The sequence below is a fragment of the Micromonospora sp. CNZ303 genome, assembly GCF_004345505.1.
Genome location: NZ_SLVT01000012.1, coordinates 1 through 23,878 on the forward strand (window position 1 = coordinate 1; position 23,878 = coordinate 23,878).

At 73.4% G+C, this 23,878-nt stretch carries 14 protein-coding genes; 8 read left to right on the forward strand and 6 right to left on the reverse strand.

The features are described from left to right. Both EV374_RS19500 and EV374_RS19505 read right to left on the reverse strand, forming a co-directional pair. Positions 1–1,202 (reverse strand): N-acetylmuramoyl-L-alanine amidase (locus tag EV374_RS19500; protein WP_132237405.1); only part of this gene is annotated, 1,202 nt, incomplete at its 3' end. A 20-nt stretch (positions 1,203–1,222) separates the two neighbouring features. Continuing rightward, complete coding sequence (locus EV374_RS19505) at positions 1,223–2,674, reverse strand: FG-GAP repeat domain-containing protein (protein WP_132237407.1); 1,452 nt, start codon at positions 2,672–2,674, stop codon at positions 1,223–1,225. A gap of 295 nt (positions 2,675–2,969) precedes the next feature. On the opposite strand from EV374_RS19505, the gene EV374_RS19510 reads away from it, so the two are divergent. The 7 genes from EV374_RS19510 to EV374_RS19540 all read left to right on the forward strand — a co-directional run bounded on the left by EV374_RS19510 (position 2,970) and on the right by EV374_RS19540 (position 15,381). Then, positions 2,970–6,245, forward strand: a complete 3,276-nt coding sequence (locus tag EV374_RS19510) for a DUF2961 domain-containing protein (protein ID WP_132237409.1) — start codon at positions 2,970–2,972, stop codon at positions 6,243–6,245. Further along, positions 6,245–8,368 (forward strand): family 43 glycosylhydrolase, encoded by a 2,124-nt coding sequence (locus tag EV374_RS19515; protein WP_132237411.1) that lies wholly within the window; start codon positions 6,245–6,247, stop codon positions 8,366–8,368. The genes EV374_RS19510 and EV374_RS19515 overlap by 1 nt, the downstream gene beginning before the upstream one ends. 122 nt (positions 8,369–8,490) lie before the next feature. Beyond that, positions 8,491–10,047 (forward strand): sugar ABC transporter ATP-binding protein, encoded by a 1,557-nt coding sequence (locus EV374_RS19520; RefSeq protein WP_486485850.1) that lies wholly within the window; start codon positions 8,491–8,493, stop codon positions 10,045–10,047. Continuing rightward, positions 10,044–11,126 (forward strand): ABC transporter permease, encoded by a 1,083-nt coding sequence (locus EV374_RS19525; RefSeq protein WP_486485851.1) that lies wholly within the window; start codon positions 10,044–10,046, stop codon positions 11,124–11,126. The genes EV374_RS19520 and EV374_RS19525 overlap by 4 nt, the downstream gene beginning before the upstream one ends. Positions 11,127–11,152: 26 nt before the next feature. Further along, positions 11,153–12,154, forward strand: a complete 1,002-nt coding sequence (locus EV374_RS19530) for a substrate-binding domain-containing protein (protein WP_132237415.1) — start codon at positions 11,153–11,155, stop codon at positions 12,152–12,154. A gap of 63 nt (positions 12,155–12,217) precedes the next feature. After that, complete coding sequence (locus EV374_RS19535; protein WP_132237417.1) at positions 12,218–13,750, forward strand: FGGY family carbohydrate kinase; 1,533 nt, start codon at positions 12,218–12,220, stop codon at positions 13,748–13,750. Continuing rightward, positions 13,747–15,381: a fucose isomerase gene (locus tag EV374_RS19540; RefSeq protein WP_132237419.1), complete on the forward strand. Its 1,635-nt coding sequence runs from the start codon at positions 13,747–13,749 to the stop codon at positions 15,379–15,381. The genes EV374_RS19535 and EV374_RS19540 overlap by 4 nt, the downstream gene beginning before the upstream one ends. Before the next feature lie 25 nt (positions 15,382–15,406). On the opposite strand, the gene EV374_RS19545 is transcribed toward EV374_RS19540, so the two are convergent. From EV374_RS19545 to EV374_RS19560, 4 genes are all read right to left on the reverse strand, one after another. Next, positions 15,407–16,453 (reverse strand): LacI family DNA-binding transcriptional regulator, encoded by a 1,047-nt coding sequence (locus tag EV374_RS19545; RefSeq protein ID WP_132237421.1) that lies wholly within the window; start codon positions 16,451–16,453, stop codon positions 15,407–15,409. Positions 16,454–16,759: 306 nt separating this feature from the next. Continuing rightward, complete coding sequence (locus tag EV374_RS19550; RefSeq protein WP_132237423.1) at positions 16,760–19,222, reverse strand: DUF4127 family protein; 2,463 nt, start codon at positions 19,220–19,222, stop codon at positions 16,760–16,762. A 53-nt stretch (positions 19,223–19,275) separates the two neighbouring features. After that, positions 19,276–20,868, reverse strand: a complete 1,593-nt coding sequence (locus tag EV374_RS19555; RefSeq protein WP_132237425.1) for a hypothetical protein — start codon at positions 20,866–20,868, stop codon at positions 19,276–19,278. Then, positions 20,865–22,571 (reverse strand): DUF4127 family protein, encoded by a 1,707-nt coding sequence (locus tag EV374_RS19560; RefSeq protein WP_165947843.1) that lies wholly within the window; start codon positions 22,569–22,571, stop codon positions 20,865–20,867. Before EV374_RS19560 ends, EV374_RS19555 begins: the two co-directional genes overlap by 4 nt. A 162-nt stretch (positions 22,572–22,733) precedes the next feature. Here EV374_RS19560 and EV374_RS19565 point away from each other — a divergent pair, with 162 nt between their 5' ends. Continuing rightward, positions 22,734–23,822, forward strand: a complete 1,089-nt coding sequence (locus tag EV374_RS19565) for a LacI family DNA-binding transcriptional regulator (protein WP_486485867.1) — start codon at positions 22,734–22,736, stop codon at positions 23,820–23,822. Positions 23,823–23,878 lie beyond the last annotated feature (56 nt).

Genomic DNA, 23,878 nt, shown 5'->3' on the forward strand with positions numbered 1-23,878 from the left:
TAGACGTCGTTGAGGGTGCCGTGGGTGAAGGTGACGATGTCGTCGCGTCCGTCGCCGGTGAAGTCCGTGGGCGAACCCGCCAGATACCGGCCACCGGACCCGCCACCCGCGTTGACCAGGGAGATGTAGTGGTTCCAGTTCCAGTGCGGGCCCGGGTCGGTGTGGTCGTTGCCCGGCAGCTCGTGGTGCCCCTTGATCGCGGTACGGTTCTTCGGCAGGCCGTACTTGTCGCAGAGGTAGCGGGTCAGTGCGGCCGACGAGCGGTACATGGACTCGGTGAACCAGCTCGGGTTGTCGACGAAGCCCTCGTGCTCGATGCCCACCGAGTACGGGTTGGCCGACCGCGCGTGGTAGGCGGTGTCGCCCTCGCGCACCATCTGGGTGATCTCGCCGTTGCTCGACTTCACCACGTAGTGGGCGCTCACTCCCGCCGACGGGTTCTGGAACCAGCTCACCGTGCCGGCGTACGAGCCCTGGGTCACGTGCACCACGACAGTGGTGATCCGCGAGGAGCGACCCACCGCGTAGTTGCCGCCGTACGCCGAGATCCACCGGGCCGGCGCGTACTCGGGCACCGCCGCGGCGAGGGTGCCCGGTGCCGCCGCCCCGGCGGGGACGACGCGGGCGTACCGGCCGAGTTCCGGCTGCACCCGCTGGGGCGTGACCCGCACGGAGGGCGCGCCGATGCCGGCCCGGAGGAGGTCGTAGACGTGGTCGGCGTACAGGCGGGCCGTCGCGTCGTCGGCGGCGTGCGCGTACCGCGCGACCACCGGGTACCAGGCGGAGATCCGGTCCCGGTCGGCGGCCGTGAGCCGCTCGGCGTCGGCGATGTCCCGCAGGAGGGCCGCGCCGCCCCTGATGTTGGCCGAGGTCACCGACTTCAGGGCGGCCACCGGTTGCCCGGTCAGTTCGGCCGCCCGTTCCAGCGTGCGCTGGCGGGGGTTGCTGACCAGGTGCATGACGCCGTAGCCGTTGGCCTGGCTGGGCTGCCCCTCGTGTCCGTCGAGCCGGGTCTCGCCGTAGCCGACGGCGACCAGCAGGTCCCTGGGTACGTCGAACTCGCCGGCCGCCCGGGTGAAGGCCGCCTCCAGCGGACCGGCCGACCCGGCCGGCGAAGCGGCGGCCGGCGCGACGGGGCTCAGCAGCGCCGCCGCGAGGACGACGGCGGCACCCCCGCGCCAGGAGAGTCTGTCGGGTCTCATGGTGGTCTCCCGTCCGCGGGTCACAGGGTGGTCTCGCCGTTGAGGCCGAAGAAGTCGTGCCACTTGGCGCTGGGGTTGAAGGTGGTGCCGGTGGAGAGCGCGACGTGGACGTCGTTGGTGGTGCCCTTGGTGAAGACGACGATGTCGTCCTTGCCGTCGCCGTTGGCGTCGGCGAGGTAGGGGAATTCGCCGGCGAGGCAGAAGAAGTCGTGCCATTTGACGGTGGTGCCGGCGAATGATGTGCCGGTGGAGGTGGCGGCGTAGACGTCGGCGTTGGTGTTGCAGGTGAAGGTGACGATGTCGTCGCGTCCGTCGCCGTTGATGTCGCCGACGCGGGGGAGTTCGGTGCCGACGGCGAACAGGTCGTGCCACTTCTGGGGCGCGCCGAAGGCGCTGCCGGTGGAGAGGGCGACGATGACGTCGGAGGCGGTGGCGGGGCCCTGGGTGAAGGTGATGATGTCGTCGCGTCCGTCGCCGTTGACGTCGCCCAGGGCCGGGTACTCGCCGGCGATGGAGAAGTACTCGTGCCACTTCACGGCGGTGCCGGCGAACGATGACCCGGTGGACAGCGCCACGTAGACGTCGCCGGCCGCGTTGTGGGTGAAGGCGACGATGTCGGCGCGTCCGTCGCCGTTGACGTCGCCGACCGCGCCGATCTCCGCGCCGGGGGCGAACCAGTCGTGCCACTTCTGGCCGCCGCCGAAGCTGGTGCCGTTCGACAGCGCCACGTACACGTCGCCGGTGTTGCCGTGCGCGAAGGTGACGACGTCGTCGCGGCCGTCGCCGTTGACGTCGCCGGTCGAGGCGGTCTCGCCGCCGATGGAGAAGAAGTCGTTCCACTTCACCGAGGTCCCGGCGAAGCCGGCGCCCGTGGAGGTGCTCACGTAGACGTCGGCGAGGGCGTTCTGGGTGAAGCTGACGATGTCGTCGCGCCCGTCGCCGCTGACGTCGGTGGCGGACCCGCCGGCGATGGCGTGGGTCCGTGCCGCCTCGTCGAGCAGGGTCCGCGCCTTCGCCGCCACCTGGTCGTAGCGGTCGGGGAAGCCGGAGCGCTGCACGCACTGGGCGACCTGGCCGGCGCTGTAGCGGGGGTTGTTGCGGTCGCAGACGATCGCGCGGGTGACGTACTGGGTGGTGGCGTAGACCGGGTCCATGATCTGCTCCGGCGTGCCCCAGCCGTAGTCCCACCGCTGCTGGAACACCCCGAGCGAGGACTTGTCGCCGCACGGCAGGTTGTTCATGTGCGACTCGACCCAGCCGGCCTCGAACGCGGACAGCATGACCTTGTCGTTGACGTTGTGGGCGCGGGCGACCCGGTAGACGATCACGCTGATCGCGGGGTCGTGGTTGGCGGGGATGGAGGTGCAGGCCAGCGTGCCGATCGGGGCGTCGGCCTGCGCCGGCGCGGTCGCCACGACCGACGCCAGCGCGGTGCAGAGGCCGACCAGCAGGGCGAGGGGAGTACGTCTCACGATGCTCCTCTGAGGGGTGTCAGCGGCGCGGCGAGCGGTTCCGCCACAAAGGCGCGCCGCCGCCAGGAGGGCCGCCGGGGCTGACGGGTGCGTCGCCGCGTCGACACCTCCCCGTCGGTGGGAAATCGATTGCCGAGGAGTATCGCCAGGACCCCGACGGCTGTCAATGCGCCCTGGAATCTTCCTTCGGCAACTGAGCGGTGCCGGTAAAGTATTGACATCTCGCGATGCCCCCCGGTTAACTCCCGAGCAATCGATTTCTCGCGGCTCCGACGGTCAACCTGGAGGGACATCCATGAAGCCCCACCTCCGCCGCTGGCTGGCTCTGGCCGCGGCGCTGGCGACCATGATCCCCCCGACGGCGGCGCACGCCGCCGAGCCCGCCCCGGCCCCGCGCGGTGTCGCGGCGCTCGCCGTCGCCGACGACAAGGGCCCGGTCGGCTGGGACGTCTACCGCCGCCTCGACCGGCTGCCCGAGCTGGCGGCCGGCAGCCGCACCCGGCAGTTCTCCAGCTTCGCCCGGGACGGCTCCAACGACGACGGCTTCGTCGGCACCTACTCGTGCCTGCGCCAGGCCGGCGGCTGCGTCATCGCCGAGGACCACGGAGCCGGCGAGGTGCAGTCGATCTGGTTCACCCGCGACGACGGCAACGTCAGCGCCACCGGCTGGATCCGCGTCGAGCTCGACGGCGTCACGGTGGTCGACACCAGCCTCCAACGCCTCGTCGACGGCGGTCTCGGCGCCCCGTTCGTGTGGCCGCTGGTCACCAACGCCGACCAGACCTCCGGCGGGGTCACCGTCAAGGTTCCCATGCCGTACCGCGAGTCCATGCGGATCACCACCCAGTTCAACCCGCTGTTCCACCACGTCACCTACCGCACGTTCGCCGACGCGGTCGGAGTGTCCAGGTTCGACCCCGCCGACCCCGCCGCCGACGTGGTCGAGAAGCTGCGCGCCGCCGGCCAGCGCGACCCGAAGCCGAGCCAGCCGGGCGCGAGCACCAGGGCCGCCCGGGTCGACGTCCCGGCGGGTGGGCAGTCGACACTCGCCACGCTCACCGGCCCCGCCGCGGTCACGGCGCTGCGGCTGCGGCTGCCCGACGCCGCCGCCACCGCGCCGACGCTGTCGGGCCTGCGGCTGCGGATCACCTTCGACGGGCGCGCCACCGTCGACAGCCCCGTGGGCGAGTTCTTCGGCGCCGGGCTCGGCGAGCGCTCCGTACGCTCGCTGATGTTCGCCATGGACTCCGCACCCGGCGGCTGGTACAGCGCCTGGTGGCCGATGCCCTTCCGCTCCACCGTGACGATCTCGGTCGCCAACACCACCGGCGCCCCCGTCGCCGGCGTCCAGGCGGAGGTGACCACCGCGCCGGGCGCCGCCTGGACCCGCGCCCTCGCCCACGACGGCGCCGCCGGCTACTTCACCACCCAGTCCCGCCGCGCGGAGACGGCCGGGGGCGACGACTGGATCGTCGCCGAGCAGTCCGGCCGGGGACGGTTCGTCGGAGTGTCCCAGACCGCCCGCGGCCACATCGTCGGCGGCAACACCCGCAACTACCTGGAGGGCGACGAGCGCGTCCACGTCGACGGCTCGCCCACGCCGCAGATCTACGGCACCGGCACCGAGGACTTCTACGAGTCCGGGTGGTACTTCAACCGGGGGGAGTACAGCGGCGTCTTCACCGGCAACACCGCCCACCAGTTCCGCTCCGGCGGCTGCGTCGACGAGTGCGACGCCATGTACCGGCTGATGATCGGCGACGCGGTGCCCTACGCCACGGCGCTGCGTTTCGGCATCGAGCACGGCCCCGCCAACGACATGCCGGCGAACTACGCCTCGACCGCCTTCCTCTACACCCAGCCGACCGTCGCCCTGCGCCGCACCGACACGCTGGTCACCGGCGACGCCGCCAGCCGCGCCGGGCACGCCTACACCGACTCCGGGACCCAGTATCCGCTGACCACCGCGTACGAGGGCGACGACGACAACGCTCCCGTCGCCGGCCAGGTACGCGCCACCGGCGGCGCCGCCAGCTTCCGGCTCGCCGTGGACCCCGCCAACCAGGGCGTACGGCTGCGCCGGCACGGCGACCAGACGGGCGCGTACCAGCAGGTCGCCGTGTCGGTCGACGGCCGCCCGGCCGGCGTGTGGCGGCAGCCGCTGGGCAACGACCGGCAGCGCTGGCTGGCCGACGAGTTCGTCCTCCCGGCCGCGCTGACCGCCGGCCGCTCGGCGGTCACCCTCACCCTCACCCCGGCGGCCGGCGCACCGGCCTGGACGGCGGCCCGCTACGAGGCCGACAGCATGGTTCCCCCGTTCCTCGACGTCACGTCGCCGGGCGCGGTCGCCGGGCTCGGTCTGGCCGGCGGTCGGGTGCACGCCCTCGGCCTGTCCTGGTCGGCGTCGCCGGACGACGTGGGCGTCGCCGGCTACCGGGTCTACGCCTCGCGCAACCCCAACGTCGCGACCACCCCCGCCAACCTGGTCGGCACGACCCGGACGACCACCTTCCGGCACGGCCCGCTGCCGGCCGGACAGACCCGCCACTACCGCATCGTCGCGGTCGACGGCGCCGGCAACGCCTCCGCGCCCTCGGCCGAGGTGTCGGCCACCACCCGCACCCGCAACACCAGCGACGCCAACGGCGACCGTCGCGACGACGCCGTCGCGTTCACCCGGGGCGCCACCGCCGACGTGACCACGTCGGTGTCGGACGGCACCCGGTTCGTGCCGGACGGCCGGAGGTGGAACGACTTCTTCGCCGTCGGCGAGGAGATCCCGTTCACCGGCGACGTCGACGGCGACGGGCGGGCCGACGTCATCACCTTCACGCGGGGCGACAGCGCCGACGTCTACGTGGGGCTCTCCACCGGCACGACGTACGCCGCCGGGGTCAGGTGGCACGACTTCTTCGCCACGGGTGCGGAGATTCCCGCCGTCGGCGACGTCAACGGCGACGGGCGCACCGACATCATCACCTTCACCCGGGGCGCCGCCGCCGACGTGTACGTGGCGCTGTCGACCGGCAGCGGCTTCGGCCCCGGCGTCAAGTGGCACGACCACTTCGCGCTCGGCGACGAGTTGCCGGCGGTGGGCGACGTCGACGGCGACGGGCGCGACGACATCGTGACGTTCACCCGGGGCGCCACCGGCGACGTGTTCGTCTCCCGCTCCGACGGGACGCGGTTCGTCGAGGACGGCTGGAAGTGGCACGACTCGCTCGCGCTCGGCGACCAGCTGCCGGCGCTGGGCGACGTCGACGGCGACGGGCGCGACGACGTGGTGACGTTCACCCGGGGCACCGCCGGCGACGTGTTCGTGGCGCTCTCCGACGGCACGCGCTTCGTCGCGCAGGCCGGCAGGTGGCACGACTGGTTCGCGGTGGGCGACGAGCTGCCCGGCATCGGCGACTTCAACGGCGACGGAAGGGCGGACCTCGTGACGTACACGCGGGGAACCAGTGCGGACGCGTACGTGGCGCTGTCGACCGGCGGCGGATTCGGCGCGGGCGTCAGGTGGCACGACCAGTTCGCGCCCGGCACCGACCTGCCCCGCCCGAGCGTGTCGTGATGCGCGCGCCCAGGATGCTCGCGGTGCTCCTGCTCGGCGCCGCCCTGCTGGCCGTCCCGGCCGCGCCGGCCGCCGCCGAGGACGTCGTCCGAGCGGAGGCGGAGTCGCTGACGGTGACCTCCTCGACCGCCCCGGTCGAGGCGCAGGCCAACTGCTGCGGGGTCGCCTGGTCGGCCGGCCGCCAGCTCTGGCTGCGTGCCGCCCGGGCGGGGGACTCGGTCACCGTGGCGCTGCCGCCGGTGCCGGCCGGGCAGTACGACATCGGCGCCGTGCTCACCCGCGCCGCCGACTACGGCACGCTGCGCTTCGCCGTCGACGGGGTGGCCGTCGGCCAGCTCTTCGACGGCTACGCCCCGACCGTGCGGCGCGTCGAGGCCGTACCGCTGGGATCGGCCTCGCTCGCCGCCGGCAGCCACCGGCTGACGGTGACGGTGACCGGCCGCTCCGCCTCCTCGACGGGGTTCTTCGCGGGCCTGGACACGCTCACCCTGCGCCGCGTCGGCCCGCTGGCGGCGGTCACCACGACGGCGTACGAGACGGTGGCCGAGACGCCGGCGCGGGGGCCGCTGACCCGGGTCTACGACCCGGGCGTGGGGGAGCCGACGGCGTGGTACTACAACGACCACACGATCGTGCGCGACCAGCGGACCGGGCTGTGGCACGCCTTCGCCATCGCCCACGCCGAGCCCGGCGCGCCGCAGGACGAGAAGAGCTTCGGCCACGCCACGGCGCCCACCCCCACGGGCCCGTGGACGAAGCAACGACCGGCGTTGACGGCCGACCCGTCGAGGGGCGAACAGTGGATCTGGGCGCCTCACGTCGTCCACGACCAGGGCACCTACTACATGTTCTACGCGGCCGGCAGCCCCGACTACGCGAACTACCGGATGCACCTGGCCACCTCGACCGACCTGTTCACCTGGACCCGCAGCCCGGCAAACCCGCTGTTCACCGACGGCTGGGAGGCACGCGACCCGATGGTGACCCGGGTCGGCGACCGCTGGGTCATGTACTACACGGCGACCTCGAACCCGCAGGGCGGCAACCACGTGGTCGCGTACCGCACCAGCACCGACCTGCGGACGTGGAGCGGCCGGGGCGTGGCGTACGCGTCGCCGCACACCGGCCGGGCCGCCGGGCAGACGGAGTCGCCGTTCGTGGTGCGCCGGGGGGACTGGTGGTACCTCTTCGTCTGCTGCGACGGCACCGACTACGGCGCGGCGTACCGGCGCACCGCCGTCTACCGCAGCCGCGACCCCCTGCGTTTCGAGGGGGCGGAGAAGGTGACCGTGCTCGACGCGCACGCCGCCGAGGTCGTGGTCGACGGGGAGAACTGGTACCTGAGCCACGCCGGCTGGGGCCAGGGCGGGCTGTGGCTCGCCCCGCTAACCTGGTCGACCGGGGTCGTCGCCCGGGGCTACCAGGTGAGCACCGGCTTCCTGCGCGCCGACGTGCGCACCTGGCCGCACACCCGGATCGCGTCCCTGGCGGTCGACCCGGCCGGCGCGGGGGCGTACCGGCCGGCGTTGGACTCGTCGCACCGGGGCACCGGACCGTACCTGGCGGTCGGCCGCTTCGACGTCACGGACCGGGCGGGCCCGCCGGCGAGGGTGGACGTCTCCGCCGACGGTTCCCGGATCAACCTGGTCGGCATGCGGATGGGCGACGAGCCGGTCACCGCCGACTGGCTGCTGACCGTGGCGCCCCGCTGGACCGGGCCGGCGCTGCAGAGCGACGTCACCTGGTCGGTGACCGGCCCGACGACGGCGCCGGTGTGGGAGGTGGCGTTCAACGTCGACGGCGCCCTGCCGGCGGTCGGGGATCCCGCCGTCGCGGCCCGGTCGACGGGGGACGTGTCGGGGATGCCGACCTGGTCGATGACCTCCGGGGCGAGTCTGTCCCTCGTGACCGCCCACCGCTGGGCCTCGGCGTGGCGCGGCGACAACACCTGGTACGACGCCGGCCACGCGATGGCGGCCTGGCAGCCGCTGTGGCGCAACGGGGGCACCGCGTGGCCGCCGGGGGCGTACCCGGGCGGGACGTGGCGGTTCGCCGCCAGCGGGGTGGGGCGGGACACCGCGTTCGCCGAGACCGTGCACGCGGCGGTCAACGCGGTGCCCTGAGGGGCCGCCGGTGCGGGCCGGGCGGTGGGGTGACGGCCCGGCCCGCACCGGGGGCGTTGACATCACTTCGATGCCCGCCTATGTTGCCAGAAATCGATTTCCGATCTCTCCCGGAGGCCCGCGTGAGCGACCAGGTGATCGTCGCCATGTCCGGCATCACCAAGCGCTTCGGCGGCGTCCACGCCCTGCGCGGCGTGGACCTCACCCTGCGCGCCGGCGAGGTCCACGCCCTGCTGGGGGAGAACGGGGCCGGGAAGTCCACCCTGATCAACGTCCTCTCCGGCGTCGTCACCGACCACGACGGGGAGATCTCGATCGGCGGCCGGCCCGCGCGCTTCACCGGCCCGGCCGCCGCCCAGGCCGCCGGCATCGCCACGATCCACCAGGAACTCGACCTGGTGCCAGCGCTCTCCGTGGCCGAGAACCTGGTGCTCGGCCGGGAACCGCGCACCCGGCTGCGGACGCTCGACCGGCGGGCGATGACCCGCGCCGCCCGGGAGTGGCTGGGCCCGCTCGGCGCCCAGATCGACCCGCGCCGGCCCGTCGGTTCGCTGCGCGTCGGCGAGCAGCAACTCGTCGAGATCGCCAAGGCGCTCTCCCTCGACGCCCGCGTCCTCGTCATGGACGAGCCGACCGCCGCGCTCGCCGACGCCGAGGTGCGGCGGCTGATGTCCACCATCCGCGCGCTGCGCGAGCGCGGCGTGGCCGTCGTCTACATCTCCCACCGCCTCGAGGAGATCGAGCACATCGCCGACCGGGCCACCGTCCTGCGCAACGGCGAGGTGGCCGGCACGCTGCGCCCGGACCGCGCCGACCGGCAGCGGATCATCACGCTGATGGTCGGTCGCCCCGCCGAGGCGCTGTTCAGCGCGGGATCCGCCGGGCCCGCCCGCCCCGCGGGGCCCCCGGTGCTGGAGGTCGACGACCTCGCCGTACGGCCCCGGGGCACCCGGCCCGGGCGCTGCGAGCCCGCCGGCGTCAGCCTGACCGTCCGCGCCGGGGAGATCGTCGGCCTGGCCGGCCTAATGGGGGCGGGCCGCACCGAACTGCTGGAGACCCTGTACGGCGCCGGCCCGCCCGGTCGCCGCAGCGGCCAGGTCCGGCTGGCCGGCCGCCCGTACGCCCCGCGCGGCCCCCGCGCCGCCCTGCGCGCCGGCGTCGGCTTCGTGCCGGAGGACCGCCGCCGCTCCGCCCTGGTGCTCGAGCACCCCGTCGGCCGCAGCATCGTGCTGGCCGCCCTGCGCCGGGTCAGCACCGCCGGAGTCGTCCGCGCCGGACGCGAGCGCGACGCGGTGCGCCAGCAGGTCGCCGCCCTGGCGATCAAGACGTCGTCGGCCGCCGCGCCCGTCGGCTCGCTCTCCGGCGGCAACCAGCAGAAGGTCGTCTTCGCCCGGCACCTGCTCACCCGCCCCCGCCTGCTGCTGCTCGACGAGCCGACCCGGGGCGTCGACGTCGGCGCCAAGGCGGAGATCTACCGGCTGCTACGGCGGCTCGCCGACGACGGGATGGGCATCCTGCTCGCCTCGTCGGAGCTGCCCGAGCTGACCGGCGTCTGCGACCGGATCGTGGTCCTGCGGCGCGGACGGGCCGTCGCGGACCTCGCGGCCGACGGGTGCACCGGCGAGGACATCCTGACCGCGGCCATGGGCGGCACGGCCGCCGGAAGGGACGACCGATGACCCACCTGCGCGCACCCGACCAGGGGTCCGGCACGCCGCTGGCGCCCGCCGGCGGCGACCCGGCGGCCGGCGCCGGCCGGTGGCGCCGGAGCGGCGGCCGGGGCGACCTCGTCGAGCGGCTCTTCGCCGTGCAGAGCCTCTTCGCGCTGCTGCTGGTGTTCGTGCTGGCCATCGCCGTCTCGCCCCGCCGCGACGGGGAGATCCTCTTCCTGTCCACGGAGAACCTCGGCAACATCGTCCGCGCGGTGTCCGAGATCGGGATCATCGCCATCGGCATGACGTTCGTCGTCCTGCTCGGCGGCATCGACCTCTCCGTCGGCGCCATCCTCGGCCTCTCCGCCGTCGGCACCGCGACGCTGATGGTCGACTCCGGGCTCGGCATCCTGCCCGCGGTCACCGTCGTGCTGCTGATCGGCGCCCTCTTCGGCGCGTTGCAGGGCTACGCGACGGCCCGGCTCGGCATCCAGTCGTTCATCGTCACCCTCGCGGGACTCCAGGTCGCGCGCGGCCTCGCCCGCATCTGGTCGGGCGGGCTCGGCATCCCCATCGCCTACGGCGACGGCCCGCAGGAGGCGCCCCCGGCGTTCGAGATCCTCAACGGCACGATCAACGGGGTGCTGCCCGTCCCGGCGGTGCTGTTCATCGGCATCGGGGTGGCCGCGATCGTCGTGCTGCGCAAGACCGCGTTCGCCCGCCACGTCTACGCCATCGGCGGCAACGAGAAGGCCGCCCGGCTCTCGGGCGTGCCCGTGCTGCGGGTCAAGGTCGCGGTCTTCGCCATCGCGGGCCTGCTCGCCGCCGTGGCCGGCATCATCCACGCCGGACAGCTCAACCAGGGCAGCCCCAACGACGGCGCCGGCTACGAACTCGACGCCATCGCCGCCGTGGTCATCGGCGGCACCAGCCTCGCCGGGGGTACCGGCTCGATGGGCGGCACCCTCGCCGGGGCGCTGCTGCTCGGCATCCTCAACAACATCCTCGCGCTCAACAACATCGACGCCAACGTGCAGCTGCTGATCAAGGGGCTGGTGATCGTGGCCGCCGCCGGGTTGCAGAAGCTCCGCCGCAGCATCGTCTGAACCGCCACCGAACAAGGAGCGTCATCATGCGCACCCGTACCGTCCTTCTCGCGCTGCTGTGCACCGGCGCGCTCGTCACCTCCACCGCGTGCAGCGTGGAGAAGCCGTCCGACGGCGGCGACGCCACGGCCGCGAAGTGCGGCGCCGGCAAGGACTTCCTCATCGGCATGTCGCAGGCCAACAACGCCGAGCCCTACCGGCAGGTCATGAACAACGACGTGCAGACGGCGGCGAGGTCCGTCCCCGGGTTCACCGTGGTGGTCGCCGACGCGGCGCAGGACAACAGCAAGCAGGTCGCCGACGTGGAGAACTTCCTCACCCAGAAGATCGACCTGCTGGTCATCTCGCCGAACGAGGCCAAGCCGCTGACCGCGGTGGTGCGCAAGGCGTACGACCGGGGGGTCCCGGTGATCGTGCTCGACCGCAAGGTGGAGGGCGAGGCGTACACGGCCTTCATCGGCGGGGACAACGTCGCCATCGGCAGGGCGGCCGGCGAGTTCTACGCCACCACGCTGCTGCCCGCCGGCGGCAAGGTCATCGAGATCGCCGGACTGCCCGGCTCCACGCCGGCGGCCGAACGCGCCCAGGGCTTCCGGGAGGGCATCGCGGCCAACCCGAAGATCGACGTCGTCGCCTCCCAGCCCGGGGACTGGCTGCGGGAGAAGGGCCAGTCGGCGGCCGACGCGCTGCTCAAGGCCCACCCCGACGCCGCCGCCGTCTACGCCCACAACGACCCGATGGCCGAGGGCGCGTACCTGGCCGCGAAGGCGGCCGGGCTGCACACGAAGGTGAAGTTCACCGGCATCGACGCCCTGCCGGTGCCGTCGGGCGGCATCAAGGCCGTCGAGCAGGGCCGGCTGGCGGCCACCTTCCAGTACGCCACGGGCGGCCGGGAGGCCGTCGACCTGGCCCGCCGGATCCTGGTCGACTGCGCCGAGGACGTCCCGCGTACCACCACCCTCGACACGATGCGCGTCACGAAGGAGAACGCCGCAGAGACGTACGCGAAGCTCGGTGGCGTCGCCTGACCGCCGGGCCGGCGCGGCCCGGCGGGCCACGACCCGGACCTGGAAGAGCGAGGGAGACCTGGCATGACGGTGGCCGCGGTGCTCGGGGTCGACATCGGCACGTCCAGCAGCAAGGGCGTCCTCGTCGACCTGTCCGGGCGCGTGCTGCGCTCCCGCGTCCGGGAGCACCGGGTGGACCGGCCGCGACCCGGCTGGGTGGAGATGGACGGCCGCATCTGGTGGGACGAGTTCGTCGCCCTCACCCGTGAGCTGCTCGCCCCGGGCGACGCCCACGTGGTGTCGGTCGGGGTCAGCGGGATGGGGCCGTGCGTGCTGCTCACCGACGCCGCCGGCACGCCTCTGCGCCCGGCCGTCCTCTACGGCGTCGACACCCGGTCCACGCCGCAGATCGCCCGGCTGACCGAGCGCTTCGGCGCGGACGAGATCCTGCGCCGGTGCGGCTCGACGCTGTCGACCCAGGCGGCGGGGGCGAAGGTCGCCTGGGTCGCCGACGCCGAGCCGGAGTTGTTCGCCCGGGCCCGGCGGCTGTTCATGCCGAGCAACTGGCTGGTCTGGCAGCTGACCGGCCGGTATCTGCTCGACCAGCACTCGGCCAGCCAGTGCACGCCGCTGTACGACAGCGCGACGCAGACCTGGTACCGCCCCTGGGCCGACGAGATCGCCCCGGGGCTGGAGTTGCCCGAGCTGCGGTGGCCCGGCGACGTGGCGGGGGCGGTCACCGCCGGGGCCGCCGCGACCACCGGGCTGCCGCCGGGCACCCCGGTCGTGACCGGGACGATCGACGCCTGGTCGGAGGCGCTCAGCGTGGGCGCCCAGGGCGTCGGCGACCTGATGCTCATGTACGGCACCACGATGTTCCTCGTGCACACGGTGCCGCACCCGCTGACCAGCCCGTCGCTGTGGGGCACGGTCGGCGCGCTGCCGGGCACCCGCAACCTGGCCGGCGGCATGGCGACCTCCGGGGCGATCACCGGATGGCTGCGGGAGCTGTTCGACGCCGCCGACTACCCCGAGCTGCTGCGCCTGGCCGAGCGGTCCGGGCCGGGCGCGCGGGGCCTGCTCCTGCTGCCGTTCTTCGCCGGCGAGCGCACCCCCATCCTGGATCCCGACGCCCGGGGCGTCATCGCCGGCCTGACGCTCTCCCACGGGCGCGGCGACATCTACCGCGCGGCGCTGGAGGCGACCGGGCTGGCCGTGCGCCACAACATCGAGACGATCGAGGCGGCCGGCGGCGACATCCGCCGCGTCGTGGCGGTGGGCGGCGGCACCCGGGGCGACCTCTGGACGCAGATCGTCTCGGACGTCACCGGCCGGGCACAGCACATCCCGTCGGTCACCATCGGCGCGAGCTACGGCGCCGCGTTCCTCGCCGCCGGCGCGGTGCAGCGGGTCGACATCCACCGGTGGAACCCGATCCGGGAGGTCCGCGAGCCGCGCCCGGCGCTCGCCGCCGACTACGCGGAGCTGTACGGGCTGTACCGGCAGCTCTACGCCGGCTCGAAGTCCGTCGCCCACGCGTTGGCCGCCCGGCAGACGCGCCTCGCGACCCCGCCCCAGCCAGGTACCGACGAGCCAGTGGAGGAAGTCAACCCGTGAGCAACTACACCATGCCGGTGCTGGTCGACCCGCCGGCCGCCGCCCCCCGGACGGTCTACACGGTCGCCAGCGGCGACCTGCGGCCGGCCGCCAACGTCACCGGTTGGCCGACCCAGCAACGCCTGGAGGCGGACCTCGCCGACGCGGTGACGGCCCTGGGCTGGCAGACCCGGCGGGCCCATCCCGTGGATGCCGGCGCGGGCCACGGCTTCATCGACAGCCAGCGCGCCGGCATCGAGGTCTTCCAGGGGATCCCGGTCGACGCCCCGCTCGTCGTCGTGGAGGCGGTGTGGCAGTACAGCCACCACGTGCTGGCCGGGCTGCGCGCCCACCGCGGCCCGATCCTGCTCGTGGCGAACTGGAGCGGGGAGTTCCCCGGCCTGGTCGGCCTGCTGAACCTCGCCGGCAGCCTCACGAAGGCGGGCGTGCGGTACTCGGCGCTGTGGAGCGAGGACTTCACCGACGAGTGGGCGCGCGACGGGCTGAAGGCCTGGCTGGAGACCGGCGAGGTGGTCCACGACGAGAGCCACGTGCGGGACCTGCCGCCGTTGCCGCCCGACCCCGAGGTGGGGCTCGGCGTGGCGCTGGCCCGCCAGCTGCGACGCCGACCGGCCGTCGTCGGCGTCTTCGACGAGGGCTGCATGGGCATGTACAACGCGATCATCGACGACGAGCTGCTCAACCCGCTCGGCATCTACAAGGAGCGGCTGTCGCAGAGCGCGCTGGTCGCGGAGATGTCGCGGGTGAGCGACGAGGAGGCGCACGCGGTGCGGGCGTGGCTCGACGCCGCCGGCATGACCTTCCACACCGGCACGGACGAGGCCACCGAACTGACCGACGCCCAACTGCACAGCCAGTTCAAGATGTACGTCGCCGCGTTGCGCATCGCCGACGACTTCGGCCTGGACGCGGTCGGCATCCAGTACCAGCAGGGCCTCAAGGACACGGTGCCGGCGAGCGACCTGGCCGAGGGGCTGCTCAACGACGTGTCCCGGCCACCGGTCACCAGCCGGGACGGCACGCGCGAGCTCTACGCGGGGCGGGCCCTGCCGCACTTCAACGAGGTCGACGAGGGCGTGGCGGTGGACTCGCTGGTCACCAACCGGATCTGGACCGCGATGGGGATGGACCCGGCCACGACCCTGCACGACATCCGCTGGGGGGAGTCGTACGGGCCGGACTTCGTCTGGGTGTTCGAGATCTCCGGCTCAGTGCCCGCCTCGCACAACGGCGGCTACGACCGGTCGTACAGCATGCGGCAGCCGCCGATGTACTTTCCGCTGGGCGGCGGCACCCTCAGCGGCGTCTCCCGGCCGGGCGAGATCGTCTGGTCGCGGATCTTCATCATGGACGGGGTGCTGCACGCCGACCTGGGCCGGGGCACCGTGGTCGAGCTGCCGGCCGCCGAGACGCGGCGCCGGCTGCGGGCCACCACCCCGCAGTGGCCGATCATGCACGCCGTCCTGCACGGCGTGGGCCGCGACCAGTTGATGGCGCGGCACAAGGCCAACCACGTCAACGTGGTCTACGCCGACGACGCCGACGCCGCCGACCGGGCCCTGCGGGTCAAGGCCGCGATGCTCGACGCGATGGGGGTGCGGGTGCACCTGTGCGGCGACGTGGCGCTGTGACCCGGGCGGGTGGCCCGTCGCCGGCTCACCGGGCCCGGGCGGGCCCACCCGCGCCGGCCTCGGGCTGTCCGTCCGGCAGGGAGCGGACCGAACTCTCGCGGATCCGCAGGGTCGTCCGCAGGGTGACGGTCGAGGACGCCTTCGCGGGGTTGGCGATCCGCTCGGTGAGCAGCGACGCCGCGGCCCGCCCCAGGTCGTACGTGGGCTGCGCGACGGTGCTCAGCGAAGGCCGCACCAGGTGGGCCCAGGGAATGTCGTCGAACCCGACCACGCCGCACCGGGTGGGCACGGCGACGCCCCGGTCGACCAGGCACTCCACCGCGCCCACCGTCATCAGGTTGTTGGCGACGAAGACCGCGTCCGGCGGCTCGGCCGCGTTCAGCAGGGACGCCATGGCCCGGTAGCCGCCGTCCTCCCGGAAGTCGGCGTACCGGATGAGGTCCTCCGGCGCGCTCCGGCCGGCGGCGCGCAGGGCCTGCTGGTATCCGCGTAGCCGCTGGACGGCGGTGGAGATCCGCCGGGGTCCCGTGACGCAGGCGATCCGGTGGTAGCCGCTGTCGATCAGGTGGGCGGTGGCCGTCTCGGCGCCGTGGACGTTGTCCACGAGCACGGTGTCCACGGCCACCCCGTGCGGCTGCCGGTCGATGGCCACTACCGGCATCCCGGCCTCGGTGAGCCGGTTGATCAGGGCCGGTCGTCCCGACGGCGAGATGATCACGCCGGCCATCCGCTCGGCCAGGGCCGCCGTCACGTAGCGGGTCTCCTTCTCGGGATCCTCGTCGCCGTTGCACAGGACCACCGAGAAGCCCGCCTCCTGCGCCACGTCCTCGATGCCGCGCACCAGCGAGGTGAAGAACGGGTTGCCGATGTCGGAGATGATCACCGCCCAGAGACTGGTGCGTTGCCGGCGCAGGCTGCGGGCCACCGCGTTGGGCCGGTAGTCCAGGTCGAGCACCACCTGGCGCACCCGCGCGGCCAGGTCCGGATCCACCGACGAGTGCCCGTTGAGCACCCGGGACACCGTCGACGCCGAGACCTCGGCCACCCGGGCCACGTCGTAGATGGTCGTCATGCGGTCGTCCCCTGTCGGTGTCTCTCGCGCCCGGTCCGCACCAAACCCCCGGTTGCGACCGCACGAGCACCACCGTCCGTTGCGGCCCGCCGCCCGAGAGTGGTCGGCCCTGAGATCCTATATGGCAGGGAATCGATTTCTTCTGGGCGTCGTGGCCGCGCGCCGTAGGAAGGCGTCGTCCGTCTGCCGCGTACGGCGCCGGCGGCACGCGCACCGCCGGCCGGTCCGGTCGCCGGGGGCGGGAAGCCACCCGGTGACCGGACCTGGACGCGGCGGTGGTGTCGACGCCGCCTGGCGGTGTCGGCGTCAGCCGCAGGAGGCGGCGCGGCAGGTCACCTCGATCTCGTAGAGCCGGGCCTGCCGGTCCCGGCTGGCGAGGACGTCGAGGCGGACCGCGGTCGCGCGGACCGGCGTGAAGGTGTGCGAGGTGACCTGGGTCGTGTTTCCGGTGGCCTCGTCGAGCACCCGCCAGGTGCCGTCGACCAGGCCGGAGATCCGGTACGACGTCAGCTCGTACCCGCCGTACTGGTGCAGCCGCACGGTGTCGACCAGTTCCGCACCGGCGAAGTCGACCCGCAGCCAGTGGCTGTCGGCCGCCTCGGTGATCCAGCGGCTACCGGAGCTGACCCGGTTGCCGTCGATCACGTGCGCCGGCACGTACTGCCGCCACCAGCCCGACGCGCTGGCCTTCGCGCCCTCGGCGGCCAGTGCCACGTTGCGCCACACCGCGCCGACGGTCGTGGTGGCGCTCGCGGTGAACTGGCGGGGCTGGTCCGGCAGCATGCCGTGCGGGGCGTCGACCCTGACGGTGGCGCTCTGCTCGGCCGCGAGCCCGCGTACCCCCACGGTCAACGGAACCTCCACCACCGCGAACGGGGCGAGGCGCACCTCGGTCGGCGCCGGGGCCACCCACCCCTCGGGTACGACGGCGCTGAGCTGTGCCGTCACCGGCGTGCCGACGTCGTTGCGGAGCACCGTGGTGATCCGGGTGTCCACGTCCGAGTCCGGCCGGACCGTGGTGCGCAGGGGCAGGGCCGAGACGGTGAGCAGCGCACCGCGATCGGTGGGGGTCGTGCTCAGGGTGAGCGTGGGGAAGGCCTCCAGCTCCTGGTAGCGCGACCAGGCCAGCGTCATCTGCCAGGACTCCAGCCGGTGCACGACCGCCGTCACCTCGTGCCGGCCGTCGTTGCCGGCGCGGAGGGGGGTGCCGGCGAACTCGTCGGCGAAGAGCTGATCGGCCAGCGCCCTGGTCCGCTGCACCGCGAGCTGGTTGGCGCCCTCGAACACCTTCGTCATGTACTGCGGGTCGTCGCCGTTGTCCCGGGCGTACGCCTGGACCTGGCTGAGCACCTGGTTGCGGTAGACGTCGGTGTGGGCCAGCTCCTGAAGCGTCAGCTCGACGTGCGCGGTGGCGGCGTTCAGCAGGATGGCCTGGCGCGCCTGCTGGAAGGGGATCCCCTTCGACCTGCCCGGGAAGCCGGGCAGCCGTCCGGTCCGGCTCGCCTGCAACAGCGCCGCGCGGACCACCGACTGGGAGATCGACAGACCGATGTTCCAGCCGGACCAGCCGGCGAGTTCCCCGAACCGGATCCGGGGGGCGAGCAGCGACCGCAGCTCGGCGTCCACCTTGCCGGCCAGCGCGTCGTCGCCGACCGCGACGAGCCGGCCCCGGGCCACCGCGTCGTGGATCCGGTCGGCGAAGGGCTCCAGGTTTCCGCCCCCGGCGGTGTTCGCCATCAGCAGGATGTCGGCGTCGGGACCGTCCGAGGGGCGGGCGCCGAGGGTACGCACGTACTCGTCGACCAGGGTGGCGTAGGGGACGTCCTGGTAGGGCGCCACCCACTGCTCGCCCGGGGTGCGGGACCACTCGACGTCGACCGTCGGGGCGGCGCCGAGCCGTTCGGTGACGTGCTTGGCCACCAGCAGCGCGCCGAGGATGTCGGCGCCCGGGTAGATCCTGACCCGGTCCTGGACCCCGAGCTGGGCAGTGAGCGCGGCCAGGCTCGCCTTCTCCAGGCGGTGCGGGCCGTGCTCGGTGGCGTCGTCCTGGCCCAGGATCAGGAAGTCGATGGTGCCCTTGGCGACCCGTTCGATCATGTCCCGGTTGATCTGGTGGTCCCGGGCCCGGGCACAGCGGAAGTCCGCCTTGATCTCCTCGGGGATCTCGCTGGCGACCTGCTCGTACTCGGCCCGGCGCTCCTCCTGCCCGAGGTTCTCCACCTGGTCCATCAGGACTGCCCAGCGGCGGATAGGACCGGAGTGGATGCCCGGGTAGCTGCTGGTCGGCTCGATGGTGAGGCGCATGATCACGTCGAACGCGTACAGCGGCTTGTCGGGGTTGCTCCGCTTCACCTCGTCCAGCACGGCGAGCCGGCGCCGGGCGTCGGCCAGGCTGGTCTGGCAGGTCCGGGAGGCGACCAGGCCGCCGTAGGCGAGCATCGGGGCCGCGACGACCGAGCCGTCCGCGTCGGCGGCGGCCTTGCGCCACCAGGCGCCGACCGCGTCGGCCTGGCCATAGGTGAAGTACTCGCCGAGCAGGTCCTTCGGGGGTGTGAGCGCCTCGTGTCCGCCGGCCTCGGCGACCGCGACGGGCGTGTGCGCGGTGAACGGCCGGTCGTCCAGCGGTACGACGGCGAGCCGGCCCAGGTTGGCCGGTGGCGCGGCGGCTGCGGCCGGGGTCCCCGCCGGGGCGACCGCGAAGGTGAGGGCCACCGCGGCAGCGGCGACCACGCTGAGGGTGCGAGGTGTCAGTCGTCTGGTGCGACGCATCGGTTCACTTTCGTCAAGGTGGTGGACGAGGTCATCGGGGACCGGTGGCGCGGTCACCGGGTGGCGGCGTACCCGACGGCCTTGAGGATGCCGAGGCCGTTGTGGGCGACCGGGAGGGTGCCCCGGGTGCCCTTGCACAGGTGTTCGGTGGTGTCGCCGTCACCGTCGAGGTCGTCGGCGTCGCGGGTGGGCAGGAACATCGCGGCCAGCGAACGGTCGAGCAGGGCGTAGAGCGCGTCCTGCCGGTCGGCCTGCCGCAACCGTTGGTAGCCCGCGGCGAACTTGGCCGGCACCAGCTCCTCGCGCAGCTCGGCGAGGATGCCGAAGCCGACGATGTCGTAGTACTTCGCCTCGGCGTTCTCGTTGGGCGGGGTGAGACGGAAGAAGCCGCCGAAGGACAGGTGCGGGTCGTAGTCGCGCGCGTCACCCGTCGGCGTCGCACCCTGGTTGTCCGGTGGGTAGTACGGGTCCACGGCCCCGGCTGCGGTGTCGTCGACGCAGTCGAGCGGGTCGGTGGCCGAGGCGGTGTGCCAGCCCGGGAGGCTGGTGTACGTGGTGTAGAGGGTCGTCACGGCGGCAGCCGCGGAACTGGCGCCGTTGAGCTGGCGTTCGTGGTCGTAGAGTCCGGCCAGCCCGTACTCGATCATGTCGGTGCCCAGGGTCCCGCCGGCGATCTGGCCGTCGGTGTAGGTGCAGGAGCCCTTGCGGTGCCACCGGTTGTCGCGGCAGTCGGCGCGGTACGCGCTCTGCGCCACCACGCGGTTCTGGCTGGTGGCGGGGGAGTCGAAGTCGAAGGTGTACCAGTCCGCGCCGAGTTGCAGGCCCGTGGTGAGGAACTGCCGGGCGGTGGCGGCCGACTGGCCGTACCGGTTGTCCGGGGGCGCGACGGCCGTCTGCAACCGCTGCATGAACGCGATCGCGGTGAGGTTCCAGGTGGAGATCGTCGAGTAGAGGTTGCTCCAGCTGGAGATCTGGTCGACGTAGCCACCGGGCGGGGTGGTGGGCTGGCCGAGTGCGTCGACGAACGGATGCACGCCGTAGGTCAGGTAGTGGGCGCGCGGGTCCTGCATCCGGAGCAGGAACTCGCCGATGCCGACGGCCGCGTCGAGGTACCCGGCGGTGCCGGTCGCCTGGTGGGCGGCCAGCAGCGCCTCGCCGCACGCCGCGTTGCCGAACGAGGTGAAGTAGCGGATCTGGCCGTCCGGGGTGCTCGCCACCGCGTCGTCGAAGATCTTCGGCGCGTTCGGGTCCTTGGCGAGCCGGTGGGCGAGCACCGCGCCGGCGAACTCGTCGATGAGCCCGGTCTCCACGCTCGACAGGGACCGCTGCTCGTACGCCGCCCGCTGGTCGAGGTAGACCGAGATGAACTGGAGCGAGGTGCAGGCGGCGGTGCTCTGCCGCGGCCCGCCGATCGTGCACGGGCTCGCCGTGGTGCAGGTCCTGCCGGCGATCACGAGCTGGTCGCCGTGGACGTGCTCGATGTCCCGGCGCAACCCGTTGCGGACCCCGTCGTGCGAGGCCACCAGCCAGTCGAAGTAGCTGTCGACGAGCGGGACCGGCGTGGCGGCGACGGCCGGGGCGGTCGGGACCGGCGTCGCGGCGGCGACGACCAGCGCGGCCAGCAGCGCGGCCGCCCCCGCCCTCACCGCGTCCCCCGATCCGGGGTCAGCACGATCCGGGGCTCGGCGGCGATCTCACCGGTGCGGTTCCAGGGCAGGTGGAGGTGCCAGTCGTCGAGCCGGTCCACGCGGGCGGTGACCGGCGCTCGTCCGTCGCTGCCGAGGGCGAGCGTGGCCCCGGCGAACTCGTCGGCGAACAGCTTCTCCGCGTGCGGGACGGTGTTGTCGACCGCATAGGCGTTGATCTCGGTGAAGTGGGTGGCGATGTTCTGCGGGTCCGGCTCACCCAGCGAGGACGCGTAGGCGGTGGTGGCGGTGCGGACGTTCGAGGCGCGGTACGAGTCGGTCTGCACCAGTTCCGAGACGGACAACTCGATGGTGGCTCGGGCCGCGTCGTGCAGGAGTGCCCGTCGGGCGGCCAGGACCGGCTCACCGGCCGTGCCGGGTGCGCCGGGCGGCAGGTCACCGCGGAGCGAGCGCTGCCGCAGCCCCCAGCGGGACGTCGCCTGGGCGAGGCTGATGCCGACGTTCCAGCCGGAGTAGCCGGCCAGCTCGACGTACCGGATCCGGCCGTTGAGCAGGGACAGCAGACGCCGGTCGGAGTGCCCGGCGATGGCGTCGTCGCCGAGCGCCACGCGGCGTCCGGCCCGGACGTGGGCCACCAGGCGGTCGGCGAACGGCGCCACCGACGCGGAGCTGCCGCCGGTGTTGGCCATCAGGACCAGGTCGGCCTGCTCCGGCCGGTCCACGACCGTCCCACCGAGGATGTCGACGTAGCCCTTGACGAGCCGGGCGTACGGGATGTTCTGGTAGGGCGCGGTCCACTCCTCGCCCGACACCCGGGAGTACTCGACGCTGACCCGGGGGCGCACGTCGGCGTCCCGGACGGCGATCTTGGCAATGAGCAGGGCGGCCACCACGTCGGCGCCCGGGTAGATCACCACCCGGTCGCCGACGCCGAGTTCGGCGATGCGGGCGGCGAGCGCCTGGGACTCGGGTCGGTGCAGGCCGTGGCCGGTGGCGTCGTCCTGGCCCACCACGAGGAAGTCGAAGATCCCGTCGGCCGCCCATTCGATCATCGTCAGGTTGATCCGGTGGTTGCGCGCCCGGGTGGCCAGGTAGTCGTCGCGCACGTGGGCCGGGATCTGGGACTCCAGCGTGTCGAGCTGCGGGCGCTTCTCCACCATCCCGAGGTTGTCGACCTCGTCCTTCACCGTTGCCCAGGCCCGCAGCTCGTTGCGCCACGGCCCCTCGGGGGTGAGCCGCATGATGGTGTCGAAGGCGTAGAGCCGCCGGTGTGGGCGGCGCTGTCGGACGGTCCGTACCGCCGCCAGTCGGGCGAACGCCTCGGCCTCCGGCACGGAGCTGTTGCGGGAGTTGAGCAGTCCACCGTAGGCGAGCATCGGTAGGGCGACGACCAGCGCGTCCGCCTGCGTGGTGGACGAGATGAGCCACTGACCGACGGCGCGGCCGTCGCCGGGGGTGAAGTGCCGGCCCAGGGTCTCCCGAGGCGGCAGGAGGGTGTCGTAGCCGGCGCCGGTGGCGATCTGTTGCGGGGCGTACCAGGTGTAGGGCCGGTCGTCGAGCGGGACCAGGGCGATCGTGCCGAGCCGCGGGGTCTTCGGTCGGGCGTGCGCCGGCGGGCCGAGGGCGGTGAGGCCGGCGCCGGCGAGGCCGGTGAGGCCGGCGGCCCGGAGAAGGCCACGGCGGGACAGGGTGTGATCAGGCATGTCGGCTCCTCGCGTTGCCGGGGGATGCGCTGAGTCTTGGATCAGCGAGAGGCCCGGGTCAATACCGCCGGACGCCGTAATACGTATTACTGCGTCCGGCGGCCCTTGACACCGGCTCTGCGGGCCGGGCAGCATCCTCCGCGACAACCATCGGCGTACGTGATGCTCAGAAGGTGGCCGATATCCGTGTCCGCAGGGCGGGGCAGGCTGACGCAGCACGAGATCGCGCGGATGGCCGGAGTGAGTCAGACGACGGTGTCGCTCGTGCTCAACGACCGGACTGAGGCGGCCTGGCGGATCGCCCCGGAGACCCGGGAACGGGTGCTGCGCGTCATCCGCGAGACGGGCTACGTCGCCGACCCGCTCGCCCGGCGGCTGCTGCAACAGCACAACCAGATCCTCGGTGTGTTCACCTACGAGTCGGTGTTCCCGAGCACCAGCGCGAACTTCTACCACCCGTTCATGTCCGGCATCGAGGCGTGCGCGGAGAGCATCGGGTGCGACCTGCTGCTGTTCACCAGTGCCCCCGTGAGCGGCGGCAGCCGCCGGATCTTCCACGACAACAACCGCATCCGGCTCGCCGACGGTTGCGTGCTGCTCGGTCGGGAGATCCCCCGCGACGAGCTGGCCCGGATGGTCGCCGACGACATGCCCTTCGTCTCCGTCGGCCGGCGCGACGATGCCTACCTACCCTCCGGTGCGGGCGGTCCGGTGCCCTACGTCGGCGCGGACTACGCCCGGGCCACCGCCACCCTCGTCCGCCGCGCCGTCGACCTCGGACACCGGTCGGTGGCGTACGTCGGCGCCGGCACCGGGGCCGAGTCCGCCACCGACCGGCTCGCCGGCTTCACCGCCGCGGTGGAGGAGGCCGGGGTGGACGGTCGACATGAGCCGGTCGGCGGCAGGACCTCGGCGGAACTGCTCGACGCGCTGCGCGCGGCCGGGGTCACCGCCGTCTTCTGCGAGGAGCTCGTCGAGGCGGCGGCGGTGGCGGGGGAGGCGCGGGCCCGGAACATGTCCGTGCCCGGTGACCTGTCCCTGGTGGCCCTCGGCGATCCCACCCGACAGGCCGAGACCGACCTCGACTTCACGGGCTTCCACATCGCCCGCAGGGAGATGGGCTGGCAGGCCATCGAGGTGCTCGACGACATCCTGCACGGGCGGAGCAGCGAGCGCCAACGCCTGCTGCCCTGCCAGCTCGTGGAGGGCGAGACCCTCGCCTCCCCGCGCCTGGCGACCGGGCGCGCCTGAGCACCGCGGCGCGCCGGCGGAGGGCCGCGTGCCGGGCGCCGGCGCCGCGCGGCAGA